Here is a 17,236-nt window from a genome sequence, read left to right as displayed (position 1 = left end):
CTCATCTACTCTTCAGAGCCTCCGGAGTCCTCCGAGCGGCGGGTCCGGCGGCGACGGCGCTCGCCGCCGTGGTCGTCGTCCGAGCGACGCGGCCGGTCGTCGTCGCCGCGGCGTCCGCCGCCGTCGCGACGCGGGCCGCGGTCACCGCGGGAGCCGCGGTCGCCGCCGCGTCCGCCGCGGTCGCCCTCGCGGCGCTCGGGGCGGCCCTTCTTGTAGCCCTCCGGCTCCTGGCCCTCCGGGTAGACCTTGTCGAGGTAGATCTTGCCGCGGTTGTCGATGTCGCCGATCTCGACCTCGATCTTGTCGCCGACGCCCAGCACGTCCTCGACGCGGTCGACGCGCTTGCCGTCGCCGACCTTCGAGATGTGCAGCAGGCCGTCGCGGCCCGGCACCAACGAGATGAACGCGCCGAAGTCGGTGGTCTTGACCACGGTGCCGAGGAACCGGTCCCCCACGTTCGGCAGGGTCGGGTTCGCGATGCCGTTGATCATCTCGACGGCGGCCTCGGCCTGCGAGCCCTTCTCGGCGGCGACGTAGATCGTGCCGTCGTCCTCGACGGTGACGTCCGCGCCGGTCTCCTCGGTGATCGAGTTGATCGTCTGGCCCTTCGGGCCGATGACCGCGCCGATCTTGTCGACCGGGATCTTCAGCGTGGTGATCCGCGGGGCCGTGCTGGCCAGCTCGCCGACCTCGGCGATGGCCTCGGCCATGACGTCGAGGATCGCGTGGCGGGCGTCGTTGGCCTGCTGGAGGGCCTGCGCGAGGACCTCCGAGGGGAGGCCGTCGAGCTTGGTGTCCAGCTGGAGCGCGGTGACGAACTCGGCCGTCCCGGCGACCTTGAAGTCCATGTCGCCGTAGGCGTCCTCGGCGCCGAGGATGTCGGTGAGCGTGACGTACTTCGTCTCGCCGTCGCTCTCCTCGCTGATCAGGCCCATCGCGATGCCCGCGACGGGGGCCTTGATCGGCACGCCCGCGGTCATGAGCGACATCGTCGAGGCGCAGACCGAGCCCATCGACGTCGAGCCGTTCGAGCCGAGCGCCTCGGAGACCTGCCGGATCGCGTACGGGAACTCCTCGCGGCTCGGCAGGACCGGGACCAGGGCGCGCTCGGCGAGCGCGCCGTGGCCGATCTCGCGGCGCTTCGGGGAGCCGACGCGGCCGGTCTCGCCGGTCGAGTACGGCGGGAAGTTGTAGTTGTGCATGTAGCGCTTCTTGGTCACCGGCGACAGCGTGTCGATGGCCTGCTCCATGCGCAGCATGTTCAGCGTGGTGACGCCCATGATCTGGGTCTCGCCGCGCTCGAACAGCGCCGAGCCGTGGACGCGCGGCAGGATGCCGACCTCGGCCGACAGCGGCCGGATGTCCACCGGGGAGCGGCCGTCGATGCGGACGCCCTCGGCGATGACGCGCCCCCGGACCAGCTTCTTGGTGAGCGAGCGCAGCGCGGCGGACAGCTCGCCTTCGCGGCCTTCGAAGTCCGCGCCGAGCTTCTCGAGCATGACCGCCTTGACGCGGTCGAGCTCGGTGCCGCGGTCCTGCTTGTCGGCGATCTGGAGCGCCTGGTCGAGCTCCGCGGAGACCGACGACTCGACGGCGGCGTACGCGTCATCGAGGTAGTCGGGGAAGCGCGGGTAGTCGGCGACGGGCTTGGCGGCGACGCCGGCGAGTTCGGACTGGGCGCGCACCAGCTCGGCGATGACCGGCTTGACCGCTTCGAGGCCGCCGGCGACGACCTCCTCGGTGGGCTTGGTGGCGCCGCCGTCGATGAGCTTGACGGTGTTGTCGGTGGCCTCGGCCTCGACCATCATGATCGCGACGTCGCCCGAGTCGAGCACTCGCCCTGTGACGACCATGTCGAAGGTGGCCTGCTCGATCTGCTCGAGCGTCGGGAAGCACACCCACTGCTCGCCGATGAGGACGGCGCGGGTGGAGCCGAGCGGGCCGGAGAACGGCAGCCCGGCGAGCTGGGTGGACATGGAGGCGCCGTTCATGGCGACCACGTCGTACTCGTCGCGCTCGTCGACGGCGAGGATGGTGCCGATGACCTGGACCTCGTTGCGCAGGCCGCTCACGAAGGAGGGGCGCAGGCCGCGGTCGATCAGGCGGCAGGTGAGGATCGCGTTCTCGCTGGGGCGGCCTTCGCGGCGGAAGAACGAGCCGGGGATGCGCCCGGCGGCGTACATCCGCTCCTCGATGTCGACGGTCAGCGGGAAGAAGTCGAAGTGCTCCTTCGGGCTCTTCGACGCGGCCGTGGTCGCCAGGACCACGGTGTCGTCCATCTGGACGATGGCCGAGCCCTGCGCGAGCTTGGCGAGGCGGCCGGTGGAGAAGACGATCTCCCGGGTGCCGAACGAGCCGTTGTCGATGACGGCGGTGGCGTGGTGCTCGCCGAGGTTGTAGGCCTCGGGCGTCCGTTGGGTTGCTTCGGACATTGAGTGTGTGACTCCTCATGTGTGGTTCGGAGCGCGCCTTGCCATGCTGGGGCCGGTCTTCGATCGAAGCACACGGAGCGGCGTCCCGATCTGCGATGGGACGGTCCGGGTGCCACTACCGAGGACCGGCGGTCTCTGGCGAGCCGCGCCGTGCCTCGTCGGGAGGCACTGTGGCAGAGCTGATGCTCTCAGTCCACCCTACGTTATCCGGCGGGCGCGGCGGCAGCCGCGAACGGAAACCGGACGGCGGGGCGGGGCGGACGCGGATCGGCCCGCCCGGCCCGGCGCGAGCCGGGGACGGGCGGGCCGATCCCTTGTTGCATCCGGTCCGCTCTACCCGCGGATGCCGAGACGCTCGATGAGCGCGCGGTAGCGGGTGATGTCCTCGTTGCGGAGGTACTTCAGCAGACGGCGGCGCTTGCCGACCAGGAGGAGCAGGCCGCGACGCGAGTGGTGGTCGTGCTTGTGCTCCTGGACGTGGGCGGTGAGCTCCTTGATGCGGGCCGTCAGCAGCGCCACCTGGACCTCGGTCGAGCCCGAGTCGCCCTCGTGGGTGGCGTACTCCTGGATGATCGCGGCCTTCTTGTCGGCTTCGAGCGCCATGATCCCTCAATTCTGAGTGTCGGTTCGATCCGGCCGGGTCCGCGGCGTCGTGCAGACCGGTCGGGTCCGGCGGCGCGCCGCGCGGACCGGGCCACTCTACCAGCGCCGCTGCTCCAGGCCCAAGGCCGCACGGGTCTGTGCGACGTCGGTCTCGATCTGTTCGACCAGGTCGTCGACGTTGTCGAACGCGACTTGGCCGCGCAGGCGCGTGGCGAAGTCGAGCCGGACGTCCTCGCCGTAGAGGTCGCCGGAAAAGTCGAGGAGGTGGGCCTCGACGGTGCGCTCGCCGCCGTCGAAGGTGGGGTTGGTGCCGACGCTGATCGATGCGGGCAGGCGATGCGAGCCGGTGTGGAGCCACCCGGTGTAGACGCCGTCGGCGGGGATCGCCGAGCCCGGTGCCGTCGCGATGTTGGCGGTGGGGAAGCCGAGGTCGGCGCCGCGCGCCGCGCCGTGGACGACGGTGCCTTCGACGCCGAAGTCGCGGCCGAGGACCTCGGCGGCCGCGGCCACGTCGCCTTCGGCGATCCGGGCGCGCACGCGCGTCGAGGAGAACGCTTCGGCGTCGGCCGTCAGTGGCTGCGCGAGCACCTCGAAGCCGTACTCCCGGCCGAGTTCGGCCAAGAGCTTCACGTCTCCGGCGGCCTTGTGGCCGAAGCGGAAGTTCTCGCCGACCACGACGCCGACGGCGTGCAGGCCGCCGACCACGACGTGGCGCACGAAGTACTCCGGGCTGAGCCGGGACAGGTCCCCCGTGAACGGCAGGACGCACACGCCGTCGACGCCGAGGGCGCCGAGCAGCGCGACGCGCCGTTCCACGCTCGTGAGCTGGGCGGGGACCGCGTGCGGCGCGACCACCGCCGTCGGATGCGGGTCGAAGGTGACGGCCACGCTGCGGACGCCGCGTTCGTCCGCGGCCTTGACGGCGGTCCGGATCAGGGCCGCGTGACCGCGGTGCACGCCGTCGAAGACGCCGATCGCGACCACCGAGGCGGGCCAGCGGTCGGGCGTCGCGTCAATTCCACGCCAGGTTTCCACGGCACGATCTTCTCACTGCCGTGCCCGGCGCGGGCCGCGGACGACCGGCGCAGTGGCCGCCGCCGCTAGAGCATCATCGACGAGTTGGCGTTGCCGCCCGAAGCGAAGATGAGCAGCATCAGGACGCCGATGGTGACGAGCAGGAAGATGCCCAGCAGCAGCCAGCCGTTGCCGAGGGTCTCGGCTTCGAGCGACGCCTCGCTGCTGGGCGCCTCAGGTTCCTCAGGCGCGGGCTCGGATCTCACCGGCTCGGTGGCGGTCCGACGGAATTCCTCTGGCAACTCACCATTGGTGGGATTCATGGCTACTCCTGGATCGCTGGTGGGTGTGGCGATACCGGCTTTCCATAGATTCTCGGATGTCCATCGGCCATTCGGACGAGTTTTCCAGGAACTGTTCGGATCCAGGCGCCAATCGGCCGCTGAGCGAATTACACGCGCGTCACACGGGTGTCCCGCGCCGTCGCCAGAGCGGGTCTTTCCGCACCGCAACCGGCGGAGACGGCCGATCGGTCCGGCCTGTCGCCCGGGGCGCCGAACGTCCGGACGGGACGGCGGAGGCGTCCCGTTCGGGGCGATTCGCGAGGCGGCGGAGTGCGCATTCGGGCGGCGGCGGCGAACGTCTTCCGCTCTGCTCGGGCGGGAACGACGAAAACGCCGGCGGCGGCCCGGTCGGGCCGCCGCCGGCGTGGTTCGAAGTCCGCTAGCCCTTGACGCTGCCCGCGAGCAGGCCGCGGACGAAGTAGCGCTGGAGCAGCAGGAACACGATCAGCGGGACGATGATGGCGATGAACGCCGCCGCCGGCAGGCGCACCCAGCCGAAGCCCCACGTGCCGGCCATGTCGCCGAGCACCGCTGTCAGCGGCTTCGCCGCCGATTGCGGGGCGAAGGTCCGGCCGACGAGGAAGTCGTTCCAGACCCACAGGAACTGGAAGATGCCGATCGAGGCCAGCGCGGGCGTCATCAGCGGCAGGACGACCTTGCGGAAGGTCTGCGAGTGGCTGGCGCCGTCGATCCGGGCCGCCTCCATGACGTCGCGGGGCAGTTCCCGCATGAAGTTGTGCAGCAGGAAGATCGCCAGCGGCAGGCCGAAGATCGAGTGGGCGATCCACACCTGGACGATGGTGTCGACCCCGTCGAGCTCCCAGGCGGGCATGATCGTGAAGTCGCCGATCGCCAGCCCGCGGCTGAAGAACGACAGCAGCGGGATCAGCGCCATCTGGAGCGGCACCACCTGGAGCGCGAACATCGCGATGTAGAGCGTGTTGCGGCCCTTGAAGTCGATCCAGGACAGCGCGTAGGCGGCCATCGCCGCGAACGCCACCGGGACGAGCACGCCGGGGATGGTGATGACGACGGTGTTGATGAGGTTCTTGACCAGGCCGCCGCCCGCCGAGTCGCTGTAGAGGACGTAGTTGTACGTCTCGAGCGTGAAGTTCGGGTCGGTGAACACGGTCCACCAGCCCGACTCGCGGATGTCGTTCTCGGGCCGGAACGAGGTGATGAACAGGCCCGCGGTGGGGATCGTCCACAGCACCGCGATGACGATGGCCACGATGCTGGCGAGGCGGCTGGTCAGGATCCGCCGGAGGCGCTCGCCGCTGCTCTCGCCGAGGCCCGAGTCGGTCGCGGGCCGCTTCGGCGCCCAAGGTTCGGTCTTGACGCTCATCGGGCCTCCAGTTCCTGGCGGCGCATGTTGCGCACCTGGTAGATGACGACTGGGATGACGAGGACGAACAGCAGGACCGCCATGGTCGCGCCGCGTCCGTCGTTGCCGAGCCGGAACGCCTGGTCCATCATGTTCTGGGCGAGGACGTCCGTGCCGTGGTGGCCGCCGGTCATGGCCTTGACGATGTCGTACAGCTTGAGGGTGGCGATGAAGACCGTCACGGCCACGACGACGATGGCCGAGCGGATCGAGGGCACGGTGACGTTCCAGAAGATCTCGCTGGGGCTGGCCCCGTCGATGCGGGCGGCCTCGATGATCTCGGTGGGCACGCCCTTGAGGGCGGCCGAGAGGACGACGGTGGCGAAGCCGACCTCGATCCAGATGAGGACGACCATCAGCAGGAAGTTGTTGAACGGGAAGTTCAGGAGCCAGTTGACCGGGTCGATGCCGACCCAGACCAGGACCTGGTTGAGCAGGCCGATCTGGGCGCCGGAGGCGTCGTACTCGTAGATGAACTTCCAGATGATGGAGGCGCCGACGAAGGAGATGCCCATGGGGAGGAAGACGAGCGCCTTGTAGACGCGCTCGCCCTTCCTGCCGTCGACGAGGACGGCGTAGACCAGCCCGAGGGCGGTCGAGAGGAGGGGGACGATGACGATCCACAGGGCGGTGTTGACGAGGGTCTGCAGGGCGTCGTCGTTCGAGAAGACCCAGCCGTAGTTCTCGAAGCCGACGAACGCCGAGCCGTCGTCGCTGAAGAACGACATGACCACGGTGCGCACCGCGGGGTAGACGAGGCCGACGCCGAGGAACAGCACGGCCGGGAAGAGGAAGACGGTGGCGACGAGGCGGCTGCGGTTCCTGCGCGAGGCGAGTTCGGCCAGTCCGTAGAGGGCGAGCATGACGACCACGAAGGCCGCGAGGCCGACCGCCAGCAGCCCGAACCGGTCGGTGAGATCGGAGATGGTCACTTTCTGTCTCCAGGTGTGTCGATACGGTGCCGAGCGCGGCCGCGGGCGGCCGCGCTCGGCACCGTCATGGTCTCGATCGGGCTACTGGGGCCAGGAGGCCTCGATGTCGTCGGCCATCTGCTGGGCGTCCTTGGCGCCGTCGACCCACTCGATCACGCCGTTCCAGAAGGAGGCGGCGCCGACCTCGCCGGGCATGAGGTCCGAACCGTCGAAGCGGACGGTCACGTCCGGGTCGGTCAGGATCTGGGTGGCGAGCTCGTTGATCGGCGTGGTGGCGTTGGCCGGGTCCACGCCCTGGCGGGCGGTGCTCCACGGGCCGGTCTGGAGACGGGCGTTGTGGTAGAGCTCGGAGGCCAGGAACTGGCGGGTGGCCTCGATGGCCTCGCTGTCGTGGAACGCGGCGACGAACTCGCCGCCGACCAGCATGGTGTTGTCGCCCTCGTTCTTCTCGGGGAAGCGGAAGGCGAACACGTCGCCGTCCTCGGCGACCTCGGTGCCCTCAGGCCACATGGCGCCGTAGAAGGAGGCCATGCGGTACATCGCGCAGTCGCCGTCGAGGATCGGGTAGCCGGCCTCCTGGAACGCGGTCGAGGAGATGGTGTCGGTGCCGTTGAAGACGTAGTCCTCGTTGGTGACGATGCTGCCGGCCTTCTCGATGGCGGCGACGATCTTCGGGTCGTTGAACGGGATCTCGTGGTTGACCCACTGGTCGTACAGGTCGGTGCCCTCGCGCAGGACGATGTCCTCGATCCAGTCGGTGCCCGGCCAGCCGGTGGAGGCGCCGGATTCGAATCCGACGCACCAGGGCTTGACGCCGTCGGCGGCGATCTTGTCCGACAGGGTGATCAGGTCGTCCCAGGTGGTCGGGATCTCGTAGCCGCCCTCTTGGAAGAACGACGGGGAGTACCAGATGAAGGACTTGGCGTTGGCGGAGTTCGGCGGCGCGTAGAAGGTGCCGTCGATGGTGCCGTAGTCGAGCCAGTCCTCGCTCCAGCCCTCGGTGGCGAGCGCGGTGACCTCTTCGGAGGCCGGGACGAGGTCGTCGACGAAGTTCTGCATGAGGCCCGGCTGCGGGAACAGGGCGATGTCGGGGGCGTTGCCGCCGTCGACGCGGACGGTCATGTCCGCTTCGAACTCGCCGGTGCCCTCGTAGTCGATGGTGATGCCGGTGCACTTCTCGAAGTAGCTCCAGCCCTCCATCATCTCATCGGCCTCGGTGTCGCGGATGGAGCCGATGATGGAGACGGTCTCGCCGTCGAAGGAGCCGTAGTCCTCGTAGTTGGCGCAGTCCTGGGCGTCGTCGGGCACTTCGCCCCGGCCCTCCCCATCGTCCTCGGGGGCGCCGCACGCGGCCGCGGCGAGCGCGAACACGCTGGCGGCAGCCGTGAGGCCCATCAGTCGTCGGGTCTTGCTCATCGGGGTTTCCCTCTCTATGCAGATGCTGGTCGCCCGGCGAGTCCGACTGCCTCCCATGTTCCGGTCGGAGTCGCACAGCTCGGCGAAAGCTCGTGAACCGTCGATTCGGTCCTGCTCGCGCACCGCCCGCCCCGTGTGGAACTGCCTCACCCGCCGCCTGGAACGACGGTGAAATGGTGCGCTGGATTACATGACGTGTCAAGGCTAAATTACCGAATCGTTACGCAAAGCGACACTATCGAGACCTGTCCGATCCCGGTGCATGGGAGCGGTGACATCACCGTATCATCGGCAACGCTGGAAACTTGAAGAACTGGCGCGACAGCCGCCCCCCGGACCCGAAAGGTGCGCTCCATGCCGCAGCTCCAATTCCCCGAGGGCTTCCTCTGGGGCACCGCCACGGCCTCCTACCAGATCGAAGGCGCCGCCACCGAGGACGGCCGCGGGCCGTCCATCTGGGACACCTTCGCGGCCACCCCCGGCAAGACCTGGCGCGGCCAGTCCGGCCGGGTCGCCTGCGACCACTACCACCGCGTCGACGAGGACATCGCGCTCATGCGGTCGATGGGCGTCGACACCTACCGCTTCTCGATCGCCTGGCCCCGGATCCAGCCCGACGGCTCGGGCCCGGCCAACCCCGCGGGGCTCGACTTCTACGACCGGCTCGTCGACAAGCTCACCGCGGCCGGCATCAAGCCGATGCCGACGCTCTACCACTGGGACCTGCCGCAGACGCTGGAGGACCACGGCGGATGGCCGGTGCGCGAGACCGCCGAGCGGTTCGGCGAGTACGCCGCGATCGTCGGCGCCCGCCTGGCCGACCGGGTCGACACCTGGTGGACGCTCAACGAGCCGTGGTGCTCGGCCTACCTCGGCTACGGCAACGGCCACCACGCGCCGGGCCGCACCGAGCCGGGCGCGGCGCTCGCCGCCGTCCACCACCTGCTGCTCGGCCACGGTCTCGCCACCAAGGCGCTGCGCGCCGCGGGCGCCGAGCAGGTCTCGATCGTGCTCAACCCGGCGCAGTGCCGCGGCGACGAGGAGGCCGTGCGCTACGCCGACGCGGTGTCCAACCGGGTCTTCTTCGACCCGCTGTTCAAGGGCGTCTACCCCGCCGAGGTCATCGAGCGCACCGCGCACCACACCGACTGGAGTTTCGTCCAGGACGGCGACCTGGAGACGATCAACCAGCCGATCGACCTCTTGGGCCTCAACTACTACAACCCGACCTGGGTCAAGAACGCCCCGGGCGCGCCCGAGAGCGCGGTGGCCCCCGGTTCGGGCGGGATCGCGAACTGGACGCCGGAGGGCCTGGAGCGGACCGACATGGACTGGCCGATCGACGCGAGCGGCCTGACCGACCTGCTGGTGCGCGTCCACAAGGACTACGGCGTGGCGACGATGATCACCGAGAACGGCGCGGCCTACGCGACCGGGCCGGACGCGAACGGCGAGGTCGAGGACACCGAACGGGTCGCCTACCTCAGGGCGCACATCGCCGCCGTCCACGACGCGATCGAGGAGGGGGCCGACGTGCGCGGCTACACCGCCTGGTCGCTGATGGACAACTTCGAGTGGGCCTTCGGCTACGACAAGCGCTTCGGCCTGGTCTACGTCGACTACACGACGCAGGAGCGGATCCCGAAGGCGAGCGCGAAGTTCTACACCGAGGTCATCGCCGCGAACGGGCTCGACCGGGCCTGACCCGAGCCTCCTCGAACCGGGCGTCTAGACCGGTTCGAGGGCGGCCCGCAGGGCCGCCACGACGCGCTCGGGCTCCCTTGCGCGCATGACCGCGCCCATGACCGCGACCCCCGCCGCGCCCGCCTCCCGGGCGGCGAGGGCGCGGTCGGGGCCGGTCACGCCGCCGAGCGCGTACACCGGCACCGGGCTGGTGGCGACCCGTTCGGCCAGGCCTTCGAGGCCGATGGGCGGGCCGTAGCCGGGCTTGGAGCCGGAGGCCCAGATCGGCGAGTACGTGATGTAGTCCAGATCGTCGTGCACCGTCTCCCCGGCGTGGACCGACCTGCCGAGGCAGGCCGGGCGCGGCACGGGAACGGGGAAGGCGGCCGACAGGTGCGCGGCGCGCACCGCCTCGGGCGGGTCGGCGACGACCAGTTCGGCCCCGGAGGCGGCCAGGACGGGCTCCAGGCGCTCGGCCAGGCGCCGCCGGTCCTCCCACGCGAGGTGCTTGTCCCGCAGGAGCAGTGCGAACGGCCCGCCGCGCAGGGCGCGCCCGATTTGCGCCGCAAGCGGTCTGGGACACCCGGTGACGTCGGTGACGACGATGAGCCGGTGTTGCAGCTTGGCCATGAGCAGCGAGCCTATCGGATTCGGGCCCTACCGGTTTTGCGCCTTAGGTCGCCTTCGGCACCTAGATCCCGCCCACCGGGGGTCGACCGATTTAACACTTCCGTATCGGTTCACGGTCCTAACTTGCGTAATTCACGACACAGGTGAAAGACTGCTGTGGATGAATATCGGCGATCAAATCAACATGCTGCGTACCGAGGGGGAGCGGATCGCCATCGCGGGAGGAGAACTCGCGCTCAACGCCGCTGTGCCGACTTGCCCCGGTTGGAGCGTCAAGGACCTGTTGACCCATATAGGAACGGTCCACCGATGGGCGACGGCCATTGTCGCAGGAGCCCTGCCCTACGACCCCCGTCGACGCGAGTTCCAGCATGTCGTGGGGCCCTTGCCGCACGACGAGCTGCTGGTCGACTGGGTCCGTCTGGGGGTCGGCGAACTCGCCCGGACGCTGGAGGCCGCCCCTGACGACCTCCAGTGCTGGCAGGTGTTCCCATCGGAGTCCTCGCGGCGGTTCTGGGTGCGGCGCCAAGCCCACGAGACGACCATCCACCGCGTGGACGCCGAGCAGGCCAGGGGAGACGAGATCTCCCCGGTCAACCGGGACTTCGCGGCCGACGGCATCGACGAGCTGCTGCTGGGCTTCCACGGGCGGGCGTCGAGCCGGGTGCGGGCCCTGCACCCGTCGGTGCTCCACGTCCACGCGACCGATCTGCCCCCCGGACACGGCGACTGGTACATCCATCCGACCGACATGGGTCCCCTGGTGACGTTCAACGAGGTCGAATCGCCTCATTGCACCATCGAGGGCCCGGTCGAGCTGCTGTACCTGGCGCTGTGGAACCGGCTTCCCTTCGACGACCTCACGGTGAGCGGCGACCCGGCACTGCTGCAACTGTGGCGAAACTACTCGGCGGTGCGCTGGATGAACCACGTCGACGCTTAGCGACTAGAGCGCTACAGCACGTGACCGCAGGTGGCATGGGTGCCGATGCCACCTGCGGCGGCGGGTCGGTGCCCGGGAAACCCCCCGGGCGGCCCGTATGCTCTCACGGGTGACTCGAGAGCATCTCGCACCGACTGACGCCGTGCCCAGAGCGGCCCTGTGGGTCCTGGTCCCGGCCGCGCTCGCCACCGTCCTCGGCCTCGTCCTGCTGTGGCCCTCCGGCGCCGGGGAGGCCGAGGACCAGGGCTTCGGCACCGAGGTCGAGGGGCACGTCATCTCCGTCCACGAGACCGAATGCGACCCGGCGCAGGCCCCGCTGTCCGAGCAGCTCCAGGCCGACCGCTGCGGCGACGTCCTGGTGCGCCTCCGATCGGGGCCCGACGCGGGCACCGAGGCGCTGGTCGACATCCCCGCCGGACCGGGCGCCGTCGAGGTCGAGGCCGGACAGGACGTCGTCCTGATCTACACGCCGGACTCGGTGAGCGAGCAGCGGTACCACATCATCGACCACGAGCGCTCCAGCGCGCTGTGGGCACTGGTGATCGCCTTCGCGTTCGCGGTGGTCGCATTCGGACGCTGGAAGGGCCTGCGGTCGCTGGTGAGCCTCGGCATGACGTTCGCGGTGGTGCTGCTGTTCATCGTCCCGGCGATCCTGGACGGCCGCTCGCCGATGCCGGTGGCCGTCATCGGAGCGGCGGCGATCATGCTGGTCTCGCTGTACGTCTCGCACGGGTGGAACCGGACCAGCACGGTGGCGGTGCTCGGGACGCTCGCCTCGCTCGTGCTCACCGGCGCGCTCGCCGGAGGCGCGGTCCACCTGGCGCACCTCAACGGCGTGCTCGACGAGGAGACCGCGTCGCTGGCGATGCAGTACCCGATCGACATGTCGGGGCTGCTGTTGGCGGGCATCCTCATCGGCGCGCTCGGCGTCATCGACGACGTCACCGTCTCGCAGGCGGCCACGGTGGACGAGGTGGCCAAGGCGAACCCGAAGTGGGGACGCTCGCGCCTGTTCCGCTCGGGCATGCGGGTCGGGCGCGACCACCTGACGTCGGTGATCAACACGCTCGTGCTGGCGTACGCGGGCGCGTCGCTGCCGCTCCTGGTGCTCATCGCCGCGGCCGACCGCCCACTGGGCCAGGTGCTGACCAGCCAGACGATCGCCACCGAGATCGCCCGCTCGGTGGTCGGCACGCTGGGGCTCATCGCGGCCGTGCCGATCACGACGTGGCTGGCCGCGGCCGTGGCCAGGCGCGAGCCGCCGAAGCCGAAGGCGCCGAAGGCGTCGAAGCGGCCGCTGCCGGAGCCGCGGACTTCAGAGGAGGCGTGGGACGAGGAGGATTCGCCGTACCCGCCTTCGCATCTGCGCTGATCAGAACCGGTCGGCGGCGGACATGAGCTTTCTGGCCGCCTGGTGCAGCGCCTGGAGCACGGCCATGACCGCCGGGCGCCCGGTCGAGGCCGTGCGGTGCACGGCGTAGACGTCGCGGCCCGTCAGCGGCTCGGCCACGCGCCGCACCGCCACGTCGCGCCGCTCGACGGCGGCCATCCACGGCGCGACGGTGACGCCGAGGCCCTTGGCCACCAACGTGAGGATCGTGTCGAGGCCCTCGAACTCCGAGACCGGCGCGGTGATGCCCTCGGCCCGCCACAGCCGGTCGAGCGCCATGCGCGAGGGCTCCCCCTGCGGCGAGGCGATCCACGACTCGCCCGACAGCGCGTGCGCCGAGAGCTCCCGCTCGGCCGCGAGCCGGTGCCCGGTCGGCAGGACCGCCACGAGCGGGTCCGAGACGAGGTGGTGGTAGGTGAGCGGGCCGACGGTGGGCGGGCGGCGGATGCCGGACCAGTCGTCGATGAGGGCGAGGTCGATCTCGCCGGAGCGGACCCGCGAGAGGCTCTCGTCGACGGTGAGCTGCTGGCGCAGCACCATCGTCAGCTCGGGGTAGCGGCGCAGGCGGCGCACGATCGGCCCGGCGAGGGCGACGGCGACGGTGGGGAACGCGGTGACGGTGACCCGGCCCTTCGGCTCGGCCGCGTCGGCGGCCAGCTCGGTCTCGGCGGCGTCGATGGCCTCGAGGATGGCGCCCGTGTGTTCGACGAGGCGGCGCCCGGCGTCGGTCAGCTGGGCGGAGCGGGCGGTGCGCTCCAGGAGCGCGACGCCGGTCTCCTGCTCCAGGGCGGCCAGCTGCTGCGAGACGGCCGAGGCGGTCTGGCCGGTGGCCACGGCGGTGGCGGCGATCGACCCGTGCGCGGCGAACTCGTAGAGCAGCCGCAGTCGGCGCACGTCAAGCATAAGGAAATCTTACGCTCGCCAACAGCCAGAGATACTTGCAATGATGCTCTGGCGGTATCAGTCTGGGGCCGTACAGCACTTCCGCGAAGGAGACTCTCGTGACCGTCTCAGCCACACTCGCCGCCAGTGAAACGATCGCCGCCCGCCGCGCCGCCGGGGAGGAGGTGCTCGCACTCGCGTTCGGCGAGGCCGGGATCCCGGTGCACCCCTTGCTGGGACAGCGCCTGGCACGGGCCGCGGCCGAGACGTCCTACGGCCCCGTCGCCGGGATCGGCTCGGCCCGCGAGGCGGCCGCGGGCTACTGGACCCGCCGCGGACTGACCACCGACCGCGACCGGGTCCTGCTCGGGCCCGGCTCCAAACCGCTGCTGTTCGCCGTCCTCCACGCCACCGGCGGCGACGTCGTCGTCCCGCGCCCGGCGTGGGTGTCCTACGCGGCCCAGGCCACCCTGCTCGGCCGCGACCCGATCCGAGTGCCGGTCCCCGAAGGCGAGGGCGGCGTGCCCGACGCCGACGGGCTCGAAGCGGCGGTGCACGCCGCCCGCGATGAGGGCCGCGACCCGCGCGTCGTGGTGTGCACGCTGCCGGACAACCCGACCGGGCGATTGGCCTCCGAAGGCTCGGTGAAGGCGCTGTGCGAGGCGGCGCGCGAGCTGGACCTGGTGATCGTGGCCGATGAGATCTACCGGGACCTGGTCTTCGAGGACGGTCCCTTCCCCTCCCCGGCCGCGTGGGCCCCGGAGCGGACGGTGACGACCACGGCGCTGAGCAAGAACTACGCGCTCGGCGGCTGGCGCATCGGCGCGGCCCGGTTCCCGGACTCCGACCTGGGCGAACGCCTGCGAGAGACCGTGCGCGGCACCGCCTCCGAGGTGTGGTCCTCGACGCCGATGCCGATGCAGCACGCCGCGGCCTACGCCTGGTCGGACCCGCCCGAGCTGGCCGACCGGATCACCGCGGCCAGGCGCCTGCACGGCACGGTGGCGCACGGCGTGGCCGCCGTGCTCGCCGAGGCCGGCTGCGCGGTCGAGGCGCCGCAGGGCGGGTTCTACGTCTGGCCGGACTTCGCGCCGCTGCGCGGTGCGCTGGAGGAGCGCTGGTCGGTGAGGACCGGCGCCGACCTGGCGCGGGTGCTGCTCGACGAGTTCGGCGTCGGCGTGCTGCCGGGGTCGGCGTTCGGGACCGACCAGGCGGACCTGCATCTGCGCGTGGCGGTGCCGGGCCTGTACGGCTCGTCCGATTCGGAGCGGCTCGCGGCGCTGGTCTCGACCGACCCGCTCCAGATGCCGTGGATCGCCGACGCGCTCGCGAGTCTGCGCTCGAAGTTGGCCGCGCTCACCGCCACACGTTGACCACGGTGATGGTCGCGTAGACGACGGCCACCACGACGACGAGGGCGACGATCAAGAGCAGCGCCCCGACGAACCGCTGGATCTCCAGTTCGCGCCCGTTCCTGACCGGGCCCCTCCAGCGGCCGTAGCGCCAGTGGTCGCGGCCGGTCGTGAGATCGTCGAGGTCCCACAGCAGCGCCTGGAGTTCCGCGACGCTCTCGGCGCGGCGCGCCAGCTGGCGGCGCAGCCGGTACTCCTGCGTGTCGATCCACCCCCGTCGACGGGCGACCGCGAGCCTGTCGAGCGTGATCCGCCTGTCGGTCTTGGAGGCGCGAGATGCATAGGCGTCCATGACACCCTCCCCACCTGCTCTGGCTCAATCATGCCAGAGCAGAGGGAAATGCGCATTCCTCAGGTTCCGCTCGGCGGCTGCCCGAGCAGTTCCGAGACCGCCTGCGCCAGCTCCACGTCCTTTGCGGAGACCTTGTGCCCGGCGGAGTGCGTCGTGGTCGAGACGGTCAGCCTGTTGTACTGGATCGTCAAGTCCGCGTGATGGTTTCGCTGCTCCTGCAGCCACCCGACCGCGGTCGCGGCGGCGACCGAGGCGAGGTGCCCCTCGAAGGTCCACGACCGCTCCAGGCGGTCGCCGGTGTGATTCCAGCCGGGCAGCTCGGAAAGCGCCAACTCGATCTCGGCTTCGGTCAACGGTTGATCGGTCATGCCCCGATTGTGTCAGTTCTCGTCGACCAGCGACACGACTCCGGTGTCCAAGTCGTAGACCGCGCCGACAACGAGCACGCCCTCCAGGGAGGAGCGGCGGCTCAAGTCGGCGACGGTGCGCCGCACCTGCAGGCGCAGCGCGTGCGAGGCGGTGTCGTGGTCCTCCCCCGCCTCGGACAGGGCCTGGGAGGCCGGCTGCCACAGCTGCTCGACCAGGTAGTCGGCGCGGGGGTCGTGCTCATCGCTCTCGACGGCCTGGAGGGCCGCCTGGATCGCGCCGCAGCGCTCGTGGCCGAGCACGACGACCAGGGAGACGTTCAGCACGGCGGCGGAGAACTCGAGCGAGCCGACCGCGGCCCGGTCCGGCACGTGCCCGGCGGTGCGGACGACCAGGAGCTGCCCGAAGTCGCAGTCGAACACCGACTCGGCGGTCACGCGCGAATCGATGCAGGTGAACACGACGGCGGCGGGCTCCTGGCCTGGGGCGGCCTCGCGCGCCGAGGTGATGTCACGCGCGTAGCGGGGCTTCCCGGCGACGAAACGGCCGTTGCCTTCGAGCAGGTCCTTCAGCGTCGAAGCGGCGCGGTGGTGGTCCATGAGCGAGGATGCGGTCAATTCAGGCACCTGTGCATAGTGCCCGACCCGAGGCGGCGAGCGCAAGGGCCCCGGCCTCGCCGCCGGTTTCGCCACAACCTCACGTTATGATCACGTGATCTTATGGTCCCGAATCAGGATGAAGAACTCCCTGATCGATACCCTATGATCGAAGCAGACAACCTTCACTCGTCTGACCTGGAGAAACCCTTGCGCACTTATGGCGACGGCTGCCCCGCCGCACACGCCCTCGACCTCGTCGGCGAACGCTGGTCGCTCCTGATCGTCCGCGAACTCATCCTCGGCCCCAAACGCTTCACCGACCTGCGCGGCGGCCTCCACGGCGCCAGCGCCAACGTCATCTCCCAGCGCCTGCGCGAACTCGAATCGCACGGCGTCATCACCAAGCGGCGGCTCCCGCCGCCGGCGGCCTCCAAGGTGTACGAGCTGACCGAATGGGGCCGCGAACTCGAAGGCCTCATCGTCCGGCTGCTGCGCTGGGGCGCCCGCTCGGCCGCCATGCCGCTGGACGCCCCCATCGGCACCGACGCGCTCATCCTCGCGCTGCGCGGCCTGTTCATGCCCGTCGCCGCCCAGGGCTTCGACGCCGCGTTCGAACTGTGGATCGGCGACCGGCCGTTCATCGCCGAGATCATCGACTCCCAGCTCCTCCTGGCCCCCGGACGGCCCGAGCACCCGCACGCGGTCATCCGCACCGACGCCGAGACGCTCAAACGGCTCACCCTCGGCGGACGCAGCCTCGACGTCTCACTGCACGCCGGACGCATCACCCTCCAAGGCGACCAGGCGATGGCCGAGCGATTCCTCGGCATGTTCCGCCTGCCCGAACCCGCGGCCGCCTCCCGCATCGACGGCGAGGTCTCCTGAGACCAGTCGACTGACGGATGCGGCGCCAG

The 17,236-nt window shown here is 70.4% G+C and carries 17 protein-coding genes; 5 read left to right on the top strand and 12 right to left on the bottom strand.

Annotated features, from left to right (window positions below):
• Positions 1–5: 5 nt before the first annotated feature.
• The 7 genes from H613_RS0112740 to H613_RS0112710 all read right to left on the bottom strand — a co-directional run bounded on the left by H613_RS0112740 (position 6) and on the right by H613_RS0112710 (position 8,125).
• Complete coding sequence (locus H613_RS0112740) at positions 6–2,432, bottom strand: polyribonucleotide nucleotidyltransferase (protein ID WP_026924095.1); 2,427 nt, start codon at positions 2,430–2,432, stop codon at positions 6–8.
• Positions 2,433–2,765: 333 nt separating this feature from the next.
• Positions 2,766–3,035 (bottom strand): 30S ribosomal protein S15, encoded by a 270-nt coding sequence (rpsO, locus tag H613_RS0112735; protein WP_026924094.1) that lies wholly within the window; start codon positions 3,033–3,035, stop codon positions 2,766–2,768.
• Between the two features lie 96 nt (positions 3,036–3,131).
• Positions 3,132–4,070, bottom strand: a complete 939-nt coding sequence (locus tag H613_RS0112730; protein WP_026924093.1) for a bifunctional riboflavin kinase/FAD synthetase — start codon at positions 4,068–4,070, stop codon at positions 3,132–3,134.
• A 65-nt stretch (positions 4,071–4,135) separates the two neighbouring features.
• Entirely contained in the window at positions 4,136–4,372 is a 237-nt protein-coding gene (locus H613_RS0112725; protein ID WP_156926002.1) for a hypothetical protein, read from the bottom strand.
• 400 nt (positions 4,373–4,772) lie between these two features.
• Complete coding sequence (locus H613_RS0112720) at positions 4,773–5,738, bottom strand: carbohydrate ABC transporter permease (RefSeq protein ID WP_026924091.1); 966 nt, start codon at positions 5,736–5,738, stop codon at positions 4,773–4,775.
• A complete protein-coding gene (locus H613_RS0112715) occupies positions 5,735–6,709 on the bottom strand; it encodes a carbohydrate ABC transporter permease (RefSeq protein WP_026924090.1) in 975 nt (324 codons plus the stop codon). The genes H613_RS0112720 and H613_RS0112715 overlap by 4 nt, the downstream gene beginning before the upstream one ends.
• Before the next feature lie 81 nt (positions 6,710–6,790).
• Entirely contained in the window at positions 6,791–8,125 is a 1,335-nt protein-coding gene (locus H613_RS0112710) for an ABC transporter substrate-binding protein (protein ID WP_051393305.1), read from the bottom strand.
• 354 nt (positions 8,126–8,479) lie between these two features.
• Between H613_RS0112710 and H613_RS0112705 the strand changes: the two genes are divergently transcribed.
• Positions 8,480–9,829: a GH1 family beta-glucosidase gene (locus H613_RS0112705; RefSeq protein WP_026924088.1), complete on the top strand. Its 1,350-nt coding sequence runs from the start codon at positions 8,480–8,482 to the stop codon at positions 9,827–9,829.
• Between the two features lie 24 nt (positions 9,830–9,853).
• Here H613_RS0112705 and H613_RS0112700 read toward each other — a convergent pair whose 3' ends face one another.
• Positions 9,854–10,438, bottom strand: a complete 585-nt coding sequence (locus tag H613_RS0112700; RefSeq protein WP_035737959.1) for a thiamine phosphate synthase — start codon at positions 10,436–10,438, stop codon at positions 9,854–9,856.
• Positions 10,439–10,622: 184 nt separating this feature from the next.
• On the opposite strand from H613_RS0112700, the gene H613_RS0112695 reads away from it, so the two are divergent.
• Positions 10,623–11,381 (top strand): maleylpyruvate isomerase family mycothiol-dependent enzyme, encoded by a 759-nt coding sequence (locus tag H613_RS0112695; protein ID WP_169731991.1) that lies wholly within the window; start codon positions 10,623–10,625, stop codon positions 11,379–11,381.
• A gap of 109 nt (positions 11,382–11,490) precedes the next feature.
• Entirely contained in the window at positions 11,491–12,753 is a 1,263-nt protein-coding gene (locus H613_RS26315) for a YibE/F family protein (protein WP_211234807.1), read from the top strand.
• On the opposite strand, the gene H613_RS0112685 is transcribed toward H613_RS26315, so the two are convergent.
• Positions 12,754–13,674 (bottom strand): LysR family transcriptional regulator, encoded by a 921-nt coding sequence (locus H613_RS0112685; protein ID WP_026924085.1) that lies wholly within the window; start codon positions 13,672–13,674, stop codon positions 12,754–12,756.
• A gap of 98 nt (positions 13,675–13,772) precedes the next feature.
• On the opposite strand from H613_RS0112685, the gene H613_RS26310 reads away from it, so the two are divergent.
• Positions 13,773–15,026: a pyridoxal phosphate-dependent aminotransferase gene (locus H613_RS26310; RefSeq protein WP_035737958.1), complete on the top strand. Its 1,254-nt coding sequence runs from the start codon at positions 13,773–13,775 to the stop codon at positions 15,024–15,026.
• On the opposite strand, the gene H613_RS0112675 is transcribed toward H613_RS26310, so the two are convergent.
• Genes H613_RS0112675 through H613_RS0112665 form a run of 3 tightly spaced genes read right to left on the bottom strand, consistent with a single transcriptional unit; the run spans position 15,010 to position 16,349 of the window.
• Positions 15,010–15,357 (bottom strand): DUF1707 domain-containing protein, encoded by a 348-nt coding sequence (locus tag H613_RS0112675; RefSeq protein WP_026924084.1) that lies wholly within the window; start codon positions 15,355–15,357, stop codon positions 15,010–15,012. The two genes, H613_RS26310 and H613_RS0112675, sit on opposite strands and share 17 nt — an antisense overlap.
• A gap of 59 nt (positions 15,358–15,416) precedes the next feature.
• Complete coding sequence (locus tag H613_RS0112670; protein ID WP_026924083.1) at positions 15,417–15,725, bottom strand: 4a-hydroxytetrahydrobiopterin dehydratase; 309 nt, start codon at positions 15,723–15,725, stop codon at positions 15,417–15,419.
• A gap of 12 nt (positions 15,726–15,737) precedes the next feature.
• Positions 15,738–16,349 carry a carbonic anhydrase gene (locus H613_RS0112665; RefSeq protein WP_211234806.1) on the bottom strand — a complete coding sequence of 204 codons (612 nt, stop codon included), beginning with the start codon at positions 16,347–16,349 and terminating at the stop codon, positions 15,738–15,740.
• A 180-nt stretch (positions 16,350–16,529) separates the two neighbouring features.
• On the opposite strand from H613_RS0112665, the gene H613_RS0112660 reads away from it, so the two are divergent.
• Positions 16,530–17,207 (top strand): winged helix-turn-helix transcriptional regulator, encoded by a 678-nt coding sequence (locus tag H613_RS0112660; protein ID WP_026924081.1) that lies wholly within the window; start codon positions 16,530–16,532, stop codon positions 17,205–17,207.
• Positions 17,208–17,236 lie beyond the last annotated feature (29 nt).

The sequence above is a fragment of the Glycomyces arizonensis DSM 44726 genome (genome assembly GCF_000482705.1).
Taxonomy (GTDB): Bacteria; Actinomycetota; Actinomycetes; order Mycobacteriales; family Micromonosporaceae; genus Glycomyces; species Glycomyces arizonensis.
This window is presented reverse-complemented; position numbering and strand designations above follow the sequence as displayed.

What these genes read in the sequence shown, in the direction of transcription:
- H613_RS0112740 (WP_026924095.1), bottom strand. Translation starts at nt 2,432, where the DNA reads ATGTCCGAAGCAACCCAACGGACGCCCGAGGCCTACAACCTCGGCGAG.
- rpsO (WP_026924094.1), bottom strand. Translation starts at nt 3,035, where the DNA reads ATGGCGCTCGAAGCCGACAAGAAGGCCGCGATCATCCAGGAGTACGCC.
- H613_RS0112725 (WP_156926002.1), bottom strand. Translation starts at nt 4,372, where the DNA reads ATGAATCCCACCAATGGTGAGTTGCCAGAGGAATTCCGTCGGACCGCC.
- H613_RS0112720 (WP_026924091.1), bottom strand. Translation starts at nt 5,738, where the DNA reads ATGAGCGTCAAGACCGAACCTTGGGCGCCGAAGCGGCCCGCGACCGAC.
- H613_RS0112710 (WP_051393305.1), bottom strand. Translation starts at nt 8,125, where the DNA reads ATGAGCAAGACCCGACGACTGATGGGCCTCACGGCTGCCGCCAGCGTG.
- H613_RS0112705 (WP_026924088.1), top strand. Translation starts at nt 8,480, where the DNA reads ATGCCGCAGCTCCAATTCCCCGAGGGCTTCCTCTGGGGCACCGCCACG.
- H613_RS0112700 (WP_035737959.1), bottom strand. Translation starts at nt 10,438, where the DNA reads ATGGCCAAGCTGCAACACCGGCTCATCGTCGTCACCGACGTCACCGGG.
- H613_RS0112695 (WP_169731991.1), top strand. Translation starts at nt 10,623, where the DNA reads ATGCTGCGTACCGAGGGGGAGCGGATCGCCATCGCGGGAGGAGAACTC.
- H613_RS0112685 (WP_026924085.1), bottom strand. Translation starts at nt 13,674, where the DNA reads ATGCTTGACGTGCGCCGACTGCGGCTGCTCTACGAGTTCGCCGCGCAC.
- H613_RS0112675 (WP_026924084.1), bottom strand. Translation starts at nt 15,357, where the DNA reads ATGGACGCCTATGCATCTCGCGCCTCCAAGACCGACAGGCGGATCACG.
- H613_RS0112670 (WP_026924083.1), bottom strand. Translation starts at nt 15,725, where the DNA reads ATGACCGATCAACCGTTGACCGAAGCCGAGATCGAGTTGGCGCTTTCC.